The following is a 17,492-nucleotide window of genomic DNA, read 5'->3' on the forward strand; positions in this document are numbered from 1 at the left end:
CACTCATCTAGAAGAAGCGCGGATCGTCGAAGACACCGGACGCGACGAGGTAGACGTAGAAGTCGGCGAGCGCCACGCTCAGCAGCGACGCCCAGGCGAGCTGCATGTGCCGGGCGTTGAGCTTCCCCACCCACTGCCACATCCGGTAGCGCACCGGGTGCCGGGAGAAGTGCTTGAGCTTGCCGCCGACGATGTGCCGGCAGGAGTGGCAGGAGAGCGTGTACGCCCAGATCAGCACGATGTTGATCAGGAAGACCAGGGTGCCGAGGCCCATGTGGCCCCAGTCGTAGTGCTCGTCGCGGAAGGCGAGCACGGTGTCGTAGGTGAGGATGCCGGCGACGGGGATCGCCGCGTAGAAGAAGTACCGGTGGATGTTCTGCAGGACCAGCGGGAAGCGGGTCTCGCCGGTGTACTTCCGGTGCGGCTCGGCCACCGCGCAGGCCGGCGGGGACGCCCAGAACCCCCGGTAGTAGGCCTTGCGGTAGTAGTAGCAGGTCAGCCGGAAGCCGAGCGGGAAGATCAGGATGATGATCGCGGGGGAGACGCCCCACCAGCTGCCGAAGATCTCCCAGTTCGGTCCCGCGCGCATCGGCTCGCAGTTCTCCGCCAGGCACGGCGAGTAGAACGGCGAGACGTACGGCGCCGCGTAGTAGTCGGCGTTCGCGAAGGCCCGCCACGTCGAGTAGACGACGAAGGCCAGCAGACCGGCGGCGGTGGCCGCGGGGGCCAGCCACCACCGGTCGGTGCGCAGGTGGGGCGCGGCGATGGCGGCGCGCGTGGCGGCGCGCACACCGCCCGGGGGACGGGGTTCCGTACCAGTGGCCAAGGAGAGCTCCGGTCGGGTCAGGGGGCGTGCCGGTCGCGGGCTCCGAGTCCCTCGTCGTCCGAGTCCGTCCACAGCGAGTCGTCGTACGGCGTGTCGGGGATGGTGACGAGTTCGGGCCGCTGGGTGGCGGGACGGGTGGCGGCCGCCTCGCGCAGCAGCGCCACGCTCTCGCGCAGGTGGTTGGTGTCGGCGCGGACGCGGCGCATCTCCAGGCCGCCGCCACCGATCTGCTTCTCCAGGCGCCCGACCGACCGGTACAGGTCGTCGAGGCAGCGCTGGACTGACCTCAGTTCGTCGTCAACGGTCATGACGTGACCTCACTTCCGTCGGCCGTGCGGCCGTGGGTGGCGACGTTCATGCGCCTGAGAGTGTTGCGCGTCACACCAGTCGGTGTGAAGGGATGTGCACCGATTGGCCGATGTGCTGCGGTGCGTCCCGGGCGCGTTGGGCCGCACGGGTGGCCTTGCCGCCCCGGGTCGTCGTGTCTCCCCGGGTTGCTGAACCCTTTCCTCTTCAGTGGCCGCATACATGTGATCAGCTCCATATACCGCCAAAAGTGATCATAACGCCCGCGGCTCCCTGGAGGTACCTGAGATGTCCCACGACGGCGTCGGACTGCGCGCGGTCATGCGCTCGGTCGCCTTCCTCACCGCGGGCGCGCTCGCGGTCCCCGCGCTGACCGGCTGCGGCGGCGAGGACCAGGCCGGCGAGCCGCTGGCCGCCCAGGACATCGCCCCGGCCGCCCGCGCCCAGGTGGCCGACGGCGGCACCCTGCGCTGGGCGGTGGACGCCGTACCGGACACCTTCAACACCTTCCAGGCCGACGCCGACGCCACCACCGCCCGGATCGCCCAGGCCGTCCTGCCGTCGATGTACCGGATGGACGCGAGCGGGCGGGCCGTGCGCAACGCCGACTACCTGGAGTCCGCGAAGGTCGTCGACACCGAGCCCCGGCAGGTCGTGCTCTACAAGCTCGACCAGCGGGCCGTGTGGAGCGACGGCCGGGAGATCGGCGCCGCCGACTTCGCCGCCCAGTGGCGCGCCCTGTCCGGCCGGGACAGCGCCTACTGGACCGCCCGCAACGCCGGCTACGACCGCATCGAGCGGATCGAGCGCGGCGCCAACGACCTGGAGGTGAAGGTCACCTTCAGCCGCCCCTACGCCGACTGGCGGTCGCTGTTCTCCCCGCTGTACCCGAAGGACGTCATGGGCACGCCCGACGCGTTCAACGACGGGGCGCGGCGCAAGCTCGGCGTCACCGCCGGGCCGTTCGCCGTGAAGCAGGTCGACCGCAAGAAGGCCCAGATCCGGCTCACCCGCAATCCGCGCTGGTGGGGTCGGACCGCCAAGCTCGACGAGATCGTGCTGACCGCCGTCGGGCGCGAGAAGCGGACCGCGGCGCTGGCCGCCGGGACGGTCGACCTGGCCGAGATCGACCCGGCCACCGCCCGCGGCCTCGACGGCGCGGCCCGGGGCGCCGCCGGACCCGCGGCGAGAGCTCCGCGCGCCCACGAGCTGCGCAAGTCGCTGGAACCGGCCTACACCCAGCTGGCCCTGAACGGCGCCGACGGTCCGCTCGCCGACGAGCGGGTGCGGCGGGCGGTGGCCCGGGCACTGGACCGCGAGGACCTGGCGAAGGCGGTGCTCAAGCCGCTGGGCCTGCCCGCGGTCCCGGTCGGCAGCCACCTCGCGCTGTCCGGGCAGGAGGCGTACGCCGACGGCAGCGGGGCGCTCGGCGGACAGGACACCGCCGAGGCGCAGGCGCTGCTCGCGGACGCCGGATGGGTTCCCGGCGGTCCGGTGACCGAACGGAAGAAGGGCGAGAAGGCGGCCGGCGCCGAGGCGCGGGAGAGCCGCGGGGCGACCGGGGCCGCGACCGGGAAGGGCGGCGGGGCGAGCGGCGAGGAGGGCCGGTCGGCCGGCGGTGACGACGGCACCTACATCGTCGGCCGGGACGACAAGCCGGGCCGGGACCAGGAGGGGCACGGCACACCGGGCGAGGAGCGCGACACCCGGCTCGCCCAGGACGGCAAGCACTACGTCGACCGGCACGGCGCCCCCGGCGCCTACGCCCCGCAGGGCACCGCCGCACCGGCCGGCGCCACGCGCGAGGTGCTGGCCAAGAACGGCAAGGCGCTCACCCTGCGGTTCGTCCTGCCGTCGGGCCCCGGGGCGGAGCCGCTGCACACGGTTGCCGGGCGGATCTCCCGCATGCTGGACAAGGTCGGCATCCGCACCGAGGTGACCAAGGTCGCCGACGACAGCTACTTCAAGGACCACATCGCCTCCGGCCAGTACGACCTCGCGCTGTACTCCTGGCCCGCCTCCGCCTTCCCGGCCACCGACGCCCGGCCGATCTACGCCAAGCCGGTGCCGGCCGCGGACGGGTCGCTCAGCGTCGAACAGAACTACACCCGGGTCGGCACCGACCAGGTCGACCAGCTGTTCGATCAGGCGGTGTCCACCCTGGACGAGGAGGAGGCGCGGTCCCTGATCCGCAAGGCCGACGCCCGGATCTGGGCGGCGGCCGGCTCGATCCCGCTCTACCAGCGCCCCCAGCTCGTCGCAGCCCGCAAGAACCTCGCCAACGCGGGCGCCTTCGGCTTCCAGACCCCCGTCTTCGAGGACATGGGATACCTGAAGAAGGCGTGAAACTCCCGGTGGCGGCGTCCCGGACGCAGTGACGTGACGTGAGCCTCGTGGCCCTGCGGGAACCTTGCTCCGCCGGGCCACGTACCATGGGGTGAGGCCGTGGCGTGTCAAGCCCGGCAGGGCCCGCGTAACACAGACGTACGCAGCAGGGCCGGTCCTCACACTCCGGGAGAACGCCGCTTTATGGCCGTGTCCACAACACGTCACGACATTCGCAACGTAGCCATCGTCGCCCACGTCGACCACGGCAAGACGACCATCGTCGACGGCATGCTGAAGCAGGCCGGTGCCTTCGCCGCCCACCAGCTCGACTCGGTCGACGACCGCATGATGGACTCGAACGACCTGGAGCGTGAGAAGGGCATCACGATCCTCGCCAAGAACACCGCGGTGAAGTACCACCCGAAGGACGGCGGGGACCCGATCACCATCAACATCATCGACACCCCCGGCCACGCCGACTTCGGCGGTGAGGTCGAGCGCGGTCTGTCGATGGTCGACGGCGTGGTGCTGCTCGTGGACGCCTCCGAGGGCCCGCTGCCGCAGACCCGCTTCGTGCTGCGCAAGGCGCTCCAGCAGCGGCTGCCGATCATCCTGTGCATCAACAAGACGGACCGGCCGGACTCCCGGATCGACGAGGTCGTCAACGAGACCTACGACCTCTTCCTGGACCTGGACGCGGACGAGGAGCAGATCGAGTTCCCGATCGTCTACGCCTGCGGCCGCGACGGCATCGCGTCCCTGACCAAGCCGGAGGACGGCACGGTCCCGGCCGACTCCACCAGCCTGGAGCCGTTCTTCTCCACGATCCTGGAGCACATCCCGGCCCCCGTCTACGACGCGGAGGCCCCGCTCCAGGCCCACGTCACCAACCTGGACGCCGACAACTTCCTCGGCCGTATCGCGCTGCTCCGCGTCCACCAGGGCGAGCTGAAGAAGGGCCAGACCGTGGCCTGGCTCAAGCGCGACGGGTCGGTCTCCAACGTCCGCATCTCCGAGCTGATGATGACCGAGGCGCTCACCCGCAAGCCGGCCGAGAAGGCGGGCCCCGGTGACATCTGCGCCGTCGCCGGCATCCCCGACATCATGATCGGCGAGACCCTCGCGGACACCGAGAACCCGGTCCCGCTGCCGCTGATCACGGTCGACGAGCCCGCGATCTCGATGACCATCGGCACCAACACCTCCCCGCTGGTCGGCCGTGGCGGCAGCGGCAAGGGCGCCGACAACAAGGCGGCCGTGAAGGACCGCAAGGTCACCGCCCGCCAGGTCAAGGACCGCCTGGACCGCGAGCTGATCGGTAACGTCTCGCTGCGCGTCCTGGAGACCGACCGCCCCGACGCCTGGGAGGTCCAGGGCCGCGGCGAGCTAGCGCTGGCGATCCTCGTCGAGACCATGCGCCGCGAGGGCTACGAGCTGACCGTCGGCAAGCCCCAGGTCGTCACCAAGGACGTCGACGGCAAGGTCTACGAGCCGGTCGAGCGCATGACGATCGACGTGCCCGAGGAGCACATGGGCGCGGTCACGCAGCTCATGGGCGTCCGCAAGGGCCGGATGGACAACATGTCCAACCACGGCTCCGGCTGGGTGCGCATGGAGTTCGTGGTGCCCTCCCGCGGTCTGATCGGCTTCCGCACCGAGTTCCTGACCCAGACCCGCGGCACCGGCATCGCCCACTCCATCCACGAGGGCCACGAGCCCTGGTTCGGCGCCCTCCAGACCCGTAACAACGGCTCCCTGGTGGCCGACCGCTCCGGCGCCGTCACCGCGTTCGCGATGACGAACCTCCAGGAGCGCGGCGTGCTGTTCGTGGAGCCCGGCACCGAGGTGTACGAGGGCATGATCGTCGGCGAGAACTCCCGCTCCGACGACATGGACGTCAACATCACCAAGGAGAAGAAGCTCACCAACATGCGGTCCTCGACGGCCGACGTGGCCGAGTCGATCGTGCCGCCGCGCAAGCTGTCGCTGGAGCAGTCGCTGGAGTTCTGCCGGGACGACGAGTGCGTCGAGGTGACCCCGGAGGCCGTTCGCATCCGCAAGGTGAACCTGGACGCCCGCGAGCGCGCCCGCGCCGCGAGCCGCGCCAAGCACGGCTGATCCGGGGGCGGTACACAGCATCGGGCCCGGGTGCCCCCGTCGTGGGGGTGCCCGGGCCTTTCGCGACCCCTACTCCGGCGCACCACACCCCTCGGTGTCCGTTTCGAGGACGGTGGTCGGCACTGGCGTCCGTCGGCCCGTTCGCCGGGCCCGGCGGCCCGTGCGAGCGGGCGGGCTCGGGTGTCTGACGGGCGCTCACGCGGCCTGCTGTTCGGCGTCCGGTGGCCCCTCCACGCGGGCTACGCCGGTCCCGCCACCGTGATGATCTCGGCGCTCTCGGGCGTCAACGGGCCCCGCTCCCAGTCGCCGTACTGCTCCGTCACCCTCAGCCCCGCCTCGGACAGGAAGGCGGACAGGGGGCCGGGGGCGAGGAAGCGGAGGGTCGTGCGGCTGGTCCGGCGGTGGTCCCAGGCGGGGCAGTCGAAGTTCTCGGTGAACGTCACCCGGTCCCCGGCCGGCTCGTCCTCGACCTCGTGCCACACCCGTACGGCACGGCCGTCGGCGTCGGTGACCTCGCGGCCCCGGTCCGGGGTCCAGGTCTCCCAGGCGCGGACGGCAGGGTTGCGCGTCTCGAAGACGAACCGTCCGCCCTCGGCGAGCGCCGCGCGGATCGCCCGCAGGGCGGTGCGCAGCTCCTCGTCGCCGAGCAGCACCTGGAAGGCGTGCCCCGTCATGACGACCAGGTCGAAATCCCCCTGCCACCGGTGGGTGCGCAGATCGCCCAGCAGCCACTGGACGCCGGCTGCGCGGCGGCGGGCCTGGACGAGCATCGCGGCCGCCGGGTCCAGGCCCACGAGCCGCCCGGGGTGCCCTTCGTCGGCCGCGCGGGCGAGGAGCCGGCCGGTGCCGCAGCCGACGTCCAGGACGGCGTCGGCGGACCTCACCAGGTCCAGGTAGAAGTCGTCGTCCGGCCCCCACGGGTGGATGCCGTCGTACAGCGCGGCGAGCGTGAGGTCGGCGAACGAGTGATCGGCCACCGCGGCAGTCTGTCATATGCGTGTGGGCCGCAGGAGAAGATCGGCGGCATATTCGATTTTCGGTCGACAACCGCGTCACGCGCCGTACATGCTCCTCACGATGACGAAGACCAGAATCGACGACCTGCCCTCCGCGTGGGACGAGCGCGCCCAGCTCACCACCTTCCTCGACTACACACGCGACACGGTCCGTGTGAAATGCGAGGGCCTCTCCGACGCCGACGCCCGCCGGGCACCGCTGCCGAGCTCGCCGCTGATGACCATGAGCGGGCTGATCAACCACCTGCGCTGGGTGGAGTACTACTGGTTCCAGGTGGTGTTCCTCGGCGAGGAGGACGAGGGCCCCTGGACGGACGAGGACCCCGACCGGGAGATGCGCATCGCGGTCGACTTCCCGCTCGCCCAGCTCCTCGACGAGTACGCCGAACAGGCCGACCGCTACCGCAAGCTGGTCGCCGCCCACGACCTCGACACCAAGGCCGTCGGCCAGATCCGGAACGGGGTCACCATCGACCTCCGCTGGATCCTCCTGCACCTCACCGAGGAGACCGCCCGCCACAACGGCCACCTCGACATCCTCCGCGAACTCCTCGACGGCCGGACGGGCGTCTGACGGGCGCGGGCCGCCGCCGTCCAGGTGCCGGGACATGAGTGAAGGCCCGCGCCGGGTGGCACGGGCCTTCACTTCGTCGGGGATGTCAGGCCGCCGCCTCGGGGTCCTTGGACAGACGCGGGGCCGGAACCGCGTCCGCCGTCTCGGGGTAGTGGCAGGCCGTGAGGTGCCCGGGCCGGTTGCCCTCGACCCGGACCAGCGGCGGAGCCTCGCTCGCGCACTTGTCCGTCGCCTTCCAGCAGCGCGTACGGAAACGGCAGCCCGACGGCGGGTTGATCGGGGAGGGCACGTCACCGGTCAGGCGGATGCGCTCACGGGCCGGGGCGCCCTCGTCCTCGACGGATGCCTCGGGCACGGCGGACAGCAGCGCCCGGGTGTACGGGTGACGCGGGTTGCCGTAGAGGTCGTCGCGGTCGGCGATCTCCACGATCTTGCCGAGGTACATGACCGCCACACGCTGCGAGAAGTGCCGTACGACGGCGAGGTCGTGGGCGATGAAGACGAACGCGATGCCGAGGTCCTTCTGCACCTGCTGGAGCAGGTTGACGACCTGCGCCTGGATCGACACGTCGAGCGCCGACACCGGCTCGTCGGCCACGATCAGCTTCGGCTCCAGCGCCAACGCCCGTGCCACGCCGATGCGCTGGCGCTGACCGCCGGAGAACTCGTGCGGGAAGCGGTTGTAGTGCTCGGGGTTGAGACCGACGATCTCCAGCAGCTCCCGCACGCGCTTCTCGCGCCCGCCGGCCGGGTTGATGTCGTTGATCTCCATCGGCCCGGAGATGATCTTTCCGACGGTCTGCCGCGGGTTCAGCGAGGCGTACGGGTCCTGGAAGATCATCTGGATCTCGGACCGGATCGGCGCCAGCTGCTTGCGGTTGGCGTGGGTGATGTCCTTCCCCTGGTACGAGATCGTCCCGCCCGACGGCTCCAGCAGCCGCGTGATCAGCCGGCCGGTCGTCGACTTGCCACAGCCGGACTCGCCGACCAGGCCCAGGCTCTCGCCCTCGTTGACCTGGAAGTCCAGCCCGTCGACCGCCTGCACGGCACCGACCGTGCGCCGGATCGGGAAGCCGCCCTTGATCGGGAAGTGCTTGGTGAGCCCGGAGACGTCCAGGAGGGGAGTGGTGCTGCTCATGGTGGTGAAATCCCGTCTCTTGTACGTCAGTTGGCCGAGCTGCCGGCGAGGTCGCCGAAGAACTCGCGGCGCTGGTCGGCGGTCAGGTGGCAGGCGGATCCGCGTCCGTCCACGATCTCCAGGAGCGGCCGCTCCGAGGAGCACAGGCCCCCCTCGACCCTCTCGGCGAAGGCGCAGCGCGGGTGGAAGCGGCAGCCCGACGGCGGGTTCAGCAGCGAGGGCGGCGAACCGGGGATCGGGGTGAGCGGCACGTCCACCGGGTGGTCCAGGCTCGGCATCGAGCCCAGCAGACCCCAGGTGTAGGGGTGCTGCGGGTCGCGCAGTACCTCCTTCTTCGTGCCGCGCTCCACGCACCGGCCGCCGTACATCACCAGCACGTCGTCGGCGATGTCCGCGATCACGCCCAGGTCGTGCGTGATGAAGATGATCGAGGTGCCGAACTCACGCTGGAGGTCCTTGAGCAGGTCCATGATCTGCGCCTGCACGGTCACGTCCAGGGCCGTGGTCGGCTCGTCGGCGATCAGCAGCTCCGGGTCGCACACCAGCGCCATCGCGATCATCGCGCGCTGGCGCATACCGCCGGAGAACTGGTGCGGGTAGTCGTCCACCCGCACGTCCGGCTGCGGGATGCCGACGCGGGTCAGCATCTCGATGGCACGCGCCCGGGCGTCCTTCTTGGAGCAACCCGTGTGCTTGCGGTACGTCTCCGCGATCTGCGCGCCCACCGTGTGGTACGGCGACAGGGAGGTCAGCGCGTCCTGGAAGATCATCGCCATCTTGTTGCCGCGCAGCTTCTCCAGGGTCTTCTCCGGAGCGCCGTTCAGCTCCTCGCCGTCGAGGACGATGGAGCCCTCGACGGTGGTGCTGTCCGGGTTGTGCAGGCCGAGGATGGTCAGGTTGGTGACCGACTTGCCGGATCCCGACTCACCGACGATGCCCAGCGTCTTGCCGCGTTCGACGTCGAAGGAGAGACCGTCGACGGCCTTGACGACGCCGTCCTCGGTCGAGAAGTGCACCTTCAGGTCCTTGATGGACAGGAAGGGCTGCTGATCGGTGCTCGTCACGGGGACGCTCCAGAGGGGGGGTGATGCGAGGGGGTGCTGGCGGGGGCGGGCGGGGGTCAGGCGAGCCGGATACGCGGGTCGATCAGCGCGTAGCAGGCGTCCACGACGATGTTGGCGACCACCACGAAGGACGCGGTGAGGACCATGACACCGAGCAGCATGGGCAGGTCGTTGGTGGACACCGACTTCACGGCGAGCATGCCGATGCCCTGGATGCTGAAGGTCTTCTCGGTGATCATGGCGCCGCCGAGGAGGACGCCGAGGTCGATGCCGAAGATGGTGACGATCGGACCCATCGCGCCACGCCAGGCGAAGCGGAAGAAGACGTTGCGGCGGGTGAGGCCCTTGGCCCGGGCCGTGCGCACGTAGTCCTCGTTGAGCTGCTCGACCATCTGGGAGCGGGTCATACGGGTGTAGTTCGCGGTGAAGATCAGTGCGAGCACCAGCCAGGGCAGCAGCAGCCCGCCGAACCAGGCGCCGGGGTCCTCGGTGAACGGGGTGTAGGACGGCTGGTCCATGATCTGCCACTGGTAGACGAAGAAGAACATCGCCAGCGTGCCGACGAAGTAGATCTGCATCGAGGAGGCGACCAGCGAGGCGCTGCTGGCGATCTTGTCGAGGGCCTTGCCCTGCTTCAGGGCGGCGAGCATGCCCATACCGACACCGAAGACGACGAAGACCACGGAGGCGCCGAGGGTCAGCGAGAAGGTCGTCGGGAAGCGGTCGAGGACCGTGGCGAGGACGGGCTCGCGGTTGACGAACGAGTAGCCGAGGCAGGGCGCGTCGCAGTTGCCGAAGCCCGGGTAGTCACGGCCCACGAAGATCCCCGCCAGCCAGTGCCAGTACTGCACCGGCAGCGGATCCGAGATCCCCATGTTGTGGCGGATCACCTCGAGCGTCTCCGGCGTGCAGAGCTTGCCGCAGGCGATCCGTGCGGGGTCGCGCGGCACCGCGTAGAAGAGCATGAACGTGACCGCGCTGATGATCAGCAGCGTGATCACGGCGCCGAGGAGGCGGCGGGCGAGGAAGCGAAGCATGGGGGAGTGGCTTTCCTGGGAGGGCCGTCGTGCGGAACGGGCCGGGCCGGGGTGACCGGAGGCCCGGAGGACGAGAGCCGAGGATGGGGGCGGCCGGCAGCCGCCCCCACCGCTCAGGGATGGATCAGGCCTTGACGTACATCTTGTAGAGCATGCAGCCGTCGAAGTTCGGGTCCATCTTGACGTTGCCGAGCTTGGAGCCGTGCATGTAGATGCGCTTCATGTACACGTCGGGGATGAAGGCGCCGGTCTCCGTGACCTGCTTGTCCAGGGCGGCCCACATCTCGTTGGCCTTGTTCTGGTCGACCTCGGCGGTGGCGGCCGCGATCGCCGCGTCGACCGCCGGGTCCTTCAGGTGCGAGTAGTTCTGGCCCTGGTCGACGACGTTCTTGCTGTGGAACAGCGGGTCGAAGACGGAGTAACCGGTCGGCCAGTCGGAGGACCAGCCACCCCAGTACACGTCGAAGCCGTTGTCCAGCTTGCCGACCTGGTCGTACCAGGTGGTGGAGTCGACACCCTTGGTGACGACCTCGAAGCCGGCCGCCTTGAGGGCGTTCTCCACGACGACCTTGATCTTCGCCTGGGTCTCGTCCTGCTGGTACGCGTAGACGATCTTGGCACCGGTCTTGCCGGCCTTCTCCAGGATCTTCTTCGCCGCCGCCGGGTCGCCCGCCGGGTTCTTCAGCTTGCCCCAGACGTCCTGCGACTTGTAGCCGGCGACGAGCGGGCTCATGATGCCGGTCGCGTAGTCACCGCGGTGGGTGCCACCCATCAGCTGACGGATCGCGGCGGTCGGCCAGGCCTTGATCAGCGCCTCGCGGACGGCCTTGTCGGTGACGCGGGAGGTGTTGATCCAGTAGACGCTCACACCGTTGCCGAGGGCCTCGAAGACGCGGTCCTTCGCCTCGGTGGTGGCCTTCTGGATGCGCTCCTGCGGGATGGTGCGCCACGAGACGGCGAACTGGTCGTTGCCGGCGTCGGCGAGCAGACGGTCGATCGCGGTCAGCTGCTCGATGCCGAACGTGAAGTCGAACTCGTCCGGGTAGGCGTTGCGGATCGAGTCGGTGTTCGGGTCCCAGTGCGGGTTGCGGACCAGGACCATCGACTTGTCGGTGACGTGGCTCTTGATCATGTACGGGCCGTTGGACACCGGCTTCTTGTCGTAGTTCTGCTTGGTGTCCTTCTTCACCGGGGTCGGCGCGTAGGAGTGCATCGCGACGACGTAGTTGAAGTCGGGGCGCGCCTCGGACAGGCGGAAGGTGATGGTCTTGCCGCTGGTCTCGATCGACTTCAGGTGCTTGCCGGTGTAGGGGCCCGGGTAGCTCTTGCGGTACTCGGCGCTGCCGGTCAGCCACTGCTGGACGTAGTTGGCGCCCTCGGTGACGAAGTTGGCGAAGCCGCGCTCGAAGCCGTGGCGGACGTCCTCGACGGTGACGTCGGTGCCGTCCTCCCACTTGACGCCGTCCTTCAAGGTGAAGGACCAGGTCTTGCCGCCGTCCTTCATGGTGCCCGTGTCGGTGGCGAGGTCGCCGACCAGGGTCATGGAGCCGTCGTCGGCGACCTTGTAGCCGGTCAGGGTGCGGGAGATGACGACCGAGGCCAGCGAGTTCCAGGCGTAGTAGATGCGCTGCGGGTCGAGGTGCGAGAAGTCGTCGTCGTTCAGCAGGTAGACCTTGCCGCCCTTCTTGGCGCCGGAGACCTCCGGAGCCGGGCCCTTCGAGTCCTCCGCGGTGCCGATCTTGACCGTCGTGGCGTTGGCCTTGGCGGCATCCTGCTTGCCGCCGGTGCCGGTGTTCTTGGTCGAGTCACCGCTGCTGCACGCGGTCAGCACGGAGCCCGACGCGGCGGCGACGCCGGTGGCTATCAGGAAGTTTCTGCGCGAAAAGGACATCGCATCCTGCCTTGGAGTGAGTTGATGAGAGAGGAGGATCCGGCACCCCGGCACCTTTGCCGTGGTCCTGAAAAGGGCCGGAGTCAGCGCTTGGTCTTCGGGTCGAGCGCGTCGCGTACCGAGTCACCGAGCAGGTTGAACGCCAGTACGAAGATCACCATGGCCAGACCCGGGAAGAGCAGGAAGGTGATGTCGTCCTGGTAGAACTTGGCGGCGTACCCGATCATGGCGCCCCAGTCGGGGGTCGGGTCCTGGAGGCCGACGCCGAGGTAGGCCAGACCCGCTTCCGTGGTGACCATCAGCGGGAGGTTGAGGGTCGCCTGGATGAGGATCGGGGTCCACAGGTTCGGCAGCAGCTCCTTGAAGATGATGCGTGCCGGGGAGGCGCCGGTGACCTTGGCGGCCTCGACGAACTCCCGCTCGCGCAGGGCCAGCACCTGGCCGCGCAGCAGACGGGCGATGGAGGCCCAGCCGAAGGCGGTGAGCAGGCCGATCATGCAGCTGACCGTCAGCCAGACCGGGGTGTTCTCCTCGGGGGAGACGAACAGCGCGAGCACCACCGGGGTGAAGGCCACGAAGAACAGCTGGGACGGGAAGGCCAGCAGGATGTCGATCGCCCGGCCCAACAACCAGTCCGTCTTGCCGCCGACGTAGCCGGCGGTCACGCCGATCACGACGCCGATGATGACGACGAGGGCGGTGATGCCGGTGGCGATCAGCAGCGAGTTGCGCATCGCGTACAGCAGGAAGGTGAAGACGTCGCGGCCGAGCTGCGGGTCGATGCCGAACCAGAACTCACCGCTGATGCCGCCGTTGGGCCCCACCGGGAAGCCGTTGTCGCCGAGCAGGCCGGGCGTGTTGATGCCGTACGTCGTGTACGGGTCCTTGCCGTACAGCTTCGCGATCAGCGGCGCGCACAGCGCGACCACGAAGAAGAAGATCACGACGTACGCGGATATGACGCCCGTGCGGTCGCGTTTGAACCGGCGCCAGGCGAGCTGCCCGGGAGACCGGCTCTCGTTGGCCTTCGGGGCGTCAGAAGTGGTCGACTTCTCGACGCTCTCGTCGGTCACCTCAAGCGGGGCAGCCGCTGATGGAGTTGGGGGGGTCATGGTGCTCCTGGCCCAAGGGAGGGTCTGATGACTCCGCAGGGCACTCCCCTACGGGCTACGCGGGACTTTTTCAACGCAATTCGTTCAGGGTCAATAAATTCTGGTCCGCCTTGGTCTTCTCTTTGCCTTCTTTACCTTTTCTTGACCGTTCCGTAGCTACGCGTGTAGCGCGCCGTAATCGTTCCGTGTCTGACATCGGGCCAATCGGGCGAAACGGGCAACGAGTTCGATATCCGGATACCTCAATGTCGAAATGCGTACATCCTGGGGTCGCATTCCAACGGTTCGGCATCGGATGCCGGTGATCCGTTGCATCCCGCATCGAAGATCCATTGTGACCTGTGCGGAAGATCCTTTTCGACCCCCCAGCAGGAAGTTGCAACCCGGCTGTCATGACTTCTTCCTGTCCCTCCAATGGCCTCCGGAAGGGTGCGGCGCGTGTGCGAGATGCCCCTTATGCCCGGATATTGTCCGGTAACGGGTCGTTGGATCCGCCGGCCGGCACAGCGCTCGGGTAAAGCGCGAGTAAGAGGAGGCAGTGATGCGTGGAGCCACGCATGCCAGGTGGGCCGCGTGCGCGGCGGCGGCAGCGCTCGCGGCGACGGCCTGCGGGGGCGGGAGCGACAGCGGCGGGGACACCGGCGCGGTGCTCAGCTCCTCCTGGGGAGACCCGCCGAACCCGCTGGAACCCGCCAACACCAACGAGGTGCAGGGCGGCAAGGTCCTCGACATGATCTTCCGGAACCTCAAGTGCTACGACCCGGAGACCGGCGCGGCCGAGGACATGCTCGCCGAGAAGATCGAGACCACGGACTCGCGGAACTTCACCATCACCGTCAAGGACGGCTGGACCTTCAGCAACGGCGAGAAGGTGACGGCCCGGTCCTTCGTCGACGCCTGGAACTACGGCGCGAGCCTCAGGAACAACCAGCGCAACGCGTACTTCTTCGAGTACATCGAGGGGTACAACAAGACCCACCCCGCCGACGGCGGCGCCCAGAGCGCCGACACCCTCTCCGGCCTGAAGGTGGTCGACGAGCGGACCTTCACGGTCCGGCTCAAGCAGAAGTTCTCCACCTTCCCCGACACCCTCGGCTACCCCGCGTACGCCCCGCTGCCCCGGGCCTTCTTCACCGACCACGCCGGCTGGCTGAGGAAACCGGTCGGAAACGGTCCCTACATGATCGAGTCCTATGCCAGGGGTGCCCAGATGGAGCTGCGGAAGTGGGAGGACTACCCCGGCCCGGACAAGGCGCGCAACGGCGGGGTGACCCTGAAGGTCTACACCGACAACAACACCGCCTACACCGACCTGATGGCCGGCAACCTCGACCTGGTCGACGACGTGCCCGCCGCACAGTTGAAGAACGTCCGGAACGACCTGGGCGACCGCTACCTCAACACCCCCGCCGGCATCATCCAGACCCTCGCCTTCCCCTACTACGACAAGAACTGGAACAGGAGCGGCTCGGACAAGGTCCGCACGGGCCTGTCCCGCGCGATCGACCGCGCGCAGATCACCAGGACCATCTTCCAGAACACCCGCACCCCCGCCACCGACTGGACCTCCCCGGTCCTCGGCGTGAAGGGCGGCAACAAGGCGGGCCTGTGCGGCGAGGCCTGCGACTACGACCCCGTGGCGGCGAAGAGGCTCATCCAGGAGGGCGGCGGCCTCCCCGGCGGCCAGGTCAAGATCACCTACAACGCGGACACCGGCTCCCACGGGCAGTGGGTCGACGCCGTCTGCCACTCCATCAACAACGCCCTCGGCGACGACAAGGCCTGCGTCGGCAACCCCGTCGGCACCTTCGCCGACTACCGCAACCGGATCACCGGCAGAAAGATGACGGGCCCCTTCCGCGCCGGCTGGCAGATGGACTACCCCCTCATCCAGAACTTCCTCCAGCCGCTCTACTACACCGACGCCTCCTCCAACGACGGCAAGTGGTCCAACGGGGAGTTCGACAGGCTCGTCGACGAGGCCAACGCCGAGACCGACCCCGCCACGGCCGTACGGAAGTTCCAGCAGGCCGAGGAGGTCCTGCGGGACACCATGGCCGCCATCCCCCTCTGGTACCAGAACGGCAGCGCCGGCTACTCGCCGCGCCTGTCGAACGTCCGGCTCAACCCGTTCTCCGTCCCGGTCTACGACGAGATCAAGGTCGGCTGACCCGCCATGGGGCGGTACGTGATCCGGCGCCTGCTCCAGATGGTCCCGGTGTTCGTCGGCGCCACGCTGCTGATCTTCCTGATGGTGAACGTGATGGGCGACCCCGTCGCGGGGCTGTGCGGCGACCGGGAGTGCGATCCGGCCACCGCCGCCCGGCTCAGGCAGGAGTTCGGCCTGGAGCAGCCGGTCTGGCAGCAGTACCTGACCTACATGGGCAACGTCCTCACCGGCGACTTCGGGACGGCGTTCAACGGCCGGCCGGTCACCGAGCTGATGTCGACGGCGTTCCCCGTCACCATCCGGCTGACGATCGTCGCGATCCTCTTCGAGATCGTCATCGGCGTCACCCTGGGCGTCGTCACGGGCATGCGCCGGGGCCGGCCCGTCGACACCGGCGTCCTCCTCGCCACCCTCGTGGTGATCTCCGTCCCCACCTTCGTCACCGGCCTGCTGCTCCAGCTGCTGCTGGGGGTCGAGTGGGGGTGGATCAAGCCGTCGGTCTCCTCGGCGGCCGGCTTCGACGAGCTGATCGTGCCCGGCCTGGTGCTCGCGTCCGTCTCCCTCGCCTACGTCACCCGCCTGACCCGCACCTCGATCGCCGAGAACAAGCGCTCCGACTACGTGCGCACCGCGATCGCCAAGGGCCTGCCCAGGCGCCGGGTCGTCACCCGGCACCTGCTGCGCAACTCCCTGATCCCCGTCGTCACCTTCATCGGCACCGACATCGGCGCCCTGATGGGCGGCGCGATCGTGACCGAGCGGATCTTCAACATCCACGGCGTGGGCTTCCAGCTCTACCAGGGGATCCTGCGCCAGAACACCCAGACCGTCGTCGGCTTCGTGACCGTCCTCGTCCTGGTCTTCCTGGTGGCCAACCTGCTCGTCGACCTCCTGTACGCCGTACTCGACCCGAGGATCCGCTATGCCTGAACCGCAGGAACCGGAGGGGGCCGTCGCCGCGACCGGCATGGGCGGCGCGATGGACCTCGCCACGAGCGAGGCGACGACGCTGGAGCAGGATCCCGACGGCCCCGACGCCCCCGACGGACCCGACCCGGCCGGCAGGCCCCGCTCCCTGTGGTCGGACGCCTGGCGCGACCTGCGCCGCAACCCGGTCTTCCTGGTCTCCGGGCTGGTCATCCTCTTCCTGGTCGTCATCTCCCTGTGGCCCTCGCTGCTCGCCTCCGGCTCCCCCCTCGCGTGCGACCTCGCCAAGGCCCAGGAAGGCTCCCAGCCCGGCCACCCCTTCGGCTACGACGGCCAGGGCTGCGACGTCTACACCCGCACCGTCCACGGCGCCCGTACGTCCGTCACGGTCGGCTTCCTGGCCACGCTCGGGGTGGCGGTCCTCGGCTCGGTCCTGGGCGGGCTCGCCGGCTTCTTCGGCGGGGCGTGGGACGCGATCCTGTCCCGGACCACCGACGTCTTCTTCGCGATCCCGGTCGTCCTCGGCGGCCTGGTCCTCCTCTCCGTGGTGACCGGCGACACGCTCTGGCCGGTCATCGGGTTCATGGTGCTGCTCGGCTGGCCGCAGATCTCCCGCATCGCCCGCGGCGCCGTCGTCACCGCCCGGCAGAACGACTACGTACAGGCCGCCCGCGCCCTCGGCGCCTCCCACACCCGCATCCTGCTGCGGCACATCGCGCCCAACGCCGTCGCCCCCGTGATCGTCGTGGCGACCATCGCGCTCGGCACGTACATCGCCCTGGAGGCGACGCTGTCCTACCTCGGCGTCGGTCTGAAGCCCCCGACCGTCTCCTGGGGCATCGACATCTCCGCCGCCTCCCCCTACATCCGCAACGCCCCCCACGCCCTGCTGTGGCCCTCCGGCGCCCTCGCCCTCACGGTCCTGGCCTTCATCATGCTCGGCGACGCCGTACGCGACGCCCTCGATCCGAAGCTGAGGTGAGGT

At 69.2% G+C, this 17,492-nt stretch carries 14 protein-coding genes; 6 read left to right on the forward strand and 8 right to left on the reverse strand.

The genetic code is table 11. The annotated features are described in order from the left end of the window. Positions 1-7: 7 nt before the first annotated feature. Together ALMP_RS39195 and ALMP_RS39200 are read right to left on the reverse strand one after the other, a co-directional pair. Positions 8-826: a hypothetical protein gene (locus ALMP_RS39195; RefSeq protein WP_264936755.1), complete on the reverse strand. Its 819-nt coding sequence runs from the start codon at positions 824-826 to the stop codon at positions 8-10. 17 nt (positions 827-843) lie between these two features. Next, positions 844-1,134 (reverse strand): hypothetical protein, encoded by a 291-nt coding sequence (locus tag ALMP_RS39200; protein ID WP_264936756.1) that lies wholly within the window; start codon positions 1,132-1,134, stop codon positions 844-846. Positions 1,135-1,420: 286 nt separating this feature from the next. On the opposite strand from ALMP_RS39200, the gene ALMP_RS39205 reads away from it, so the two are divergent. Further along, positions 1,421-3,478 carry an ABC transporter family substrate-binding protein gene (locus ALMP_RS39205; protein WP_264936757.1) on the forward strand — a complete coding sequence of 686 codons (2,058 nt, stop codon included), beginning with the start codon at positions 1,421-1,423 and terminating at the stop codon, positions 3,476-3,478. A 183-nt stretch (positions 3,479-3,661) separates the two neighbouring features. Next, positions 3,662-5,578 (forward strand): translational GTPase TypA, encoded by a 1,917-nt coding sequence (gene typA, locus ALMP_RS39210; RefSeq protein ID WP_264936758.1) that lies wholly within the window; start codon positions 3,662-3,664, stop codon positions 5,576-5,578. Positions 5,579-5,817: 239 nt separating this feature from the next. Here typA and ALMP_RS39215 read toward each other — a convergent pair whose 3' ends face one another. After that, complete coding sequence (locus ALMP_RS39215; protein WP_264936759.1) at positions 5,818-6,555, reverse strand: trans-aconitate 2-methyltransferase; 738 nt, start codon at positions 6,553-6,555, stop codon at positions 5,818-5,820. A gap of 100 nt (positions 6,556-6,655) precedes the next feature. On the opposite strand from ALMP_RS39215, the gene ALMP_RS39220 reads away from it, so the two are divergent. Beyond that, a complete protein-coding gene (locus ALMP_RS39220) occupies positions 6,656-7,168 on the forward strand; it encodes a DinB family protein (RefSeq protein WP_264936760.1) in 513 nt (170 codons plus the stop codon). Positions 7,169-7,253: 85 nt separating this feature from the next. Here ALMP_RS39220 and ALMP_RS39225 read toward each other — a convergent pair whose 3' ends face one another. The 5 genes from ALMP_RS39225 to ALMP_RS39245 all read right to left on the reverse strand — a co-directional run bounded on the left by ALMP_RS39225 (position 7,254) and on the right by ALMP_RS39245 (position 13,371). After that, on the reverse strand, positions 7,254-8,306 hold the full coding sequence (locus tag ALMP_RS39225) for an ABC transporter ATP-binding protein (RefSeq protein ID WP_264936761.1): 1,053 nt from the start codon (positions 8,304-8,306) through the stop codon (positions 7,254-7,256). Between the two features lie 26 nt (positions 8,307-8,332). Beyond that, the gene (locus ALMP_RS39230) at positions 8,333-9,370 is read right to left on the reverse strand and encodes an ABC transporter ATP-binding protein (protein WP_264936762.1); all 1,038 of its coding nucleotides are present in this window, start codon (positions 9,368-9,370) and stop codon (positions 8,333-8,335) included. A gap of 56 nt (positions 9,371-9,426) precedes the next feature. Then, on the reverse strand, positions 9,427-10,407 hold the full coding sequence (locus ALMP_RS39235) for an ABC transporter permease (protein ID WP_264936763.1): 981 nt from the start codon (positions 10,405-10,407) through the stop codon (positions 9,427-9,429). A 124-nt stretch (positions 10,408-10,531) separates the two neighbouring features. Further along, the gene (locus tag ALMP_RS39240) at positions 10,532-12,298 is read right to left on the reverse strand and encodes an ABC transporter substrate-binding protein (protein WP_264936764.1); all 1,767 of its coding nucleotides are present in this window, start codon (positions 12,296-12,298) and stop codon (positions 10,532-10,534) included. An 83-nt stretch (positions 12,299-12,381) separates the two neighbouring features. After that, complete coding sequence (locus tag ALMP_RS39245; RefSeq protein ID WP_264936765.1) at positions 12,382-13,371, reverse strand: ABC transporter permease; 990 nt, start codon at positions 13,369-13,371, stop codon at positions 12,382-12,384. A 580-nt stretch (positions 13,372-13,951) separates the two neighbouring features. Between ALMP_RS39245 and ALMP_RS39250 the strand changes: the two genes are divergently transcribed. From ALMP_RS39250 to ALMP_RS39260, 3 genes are read left to right on the forward strand one after another with little or no spacing between them, the layout of a single operon-like run. Further along, entirely contained in the window at positions 13,952-15,580 is a 1,629-nt protein-coding gene (locus ALMP_RS39250) for an ABC transporter substrate-binding protein (protein ID WP_264936766.1), read from the forward strand. Positions 15,581-15,586: 6 nt separating this feature from the next. After that, entirely contained in the window at positions 15,587-16,510 is a 924-nt protein-coding gene (locus tag ALMP_RS39255) for an ABC transporter permease (protein ID WP_264936767.1), read from the forward strand. Then, a complete protein-coding gene (locus ALMP_RS39260) occupies positions 16,503-17,489 on the forward strand; it encodes an ABC transporter permease (RefSeq protein ID WP_264936768.1) in 987 nt (328 codons plus the stop codon). The genes ALMP_RS39255 and ALMP_RS39260 overlap by 8 nt, the downstream gene beginning before the upstream one ends. Positions 17,490-17,492 lie beyond the last annotated feature (3 nt).

The organism is Streptomyces sp. A012304, assembly GCF_026008495.1.
Lineage (GTDB): Bacteria > Actinomycetota > Actinomycetes > Streptomycetales > Streptomycetaceae > Streptomyces.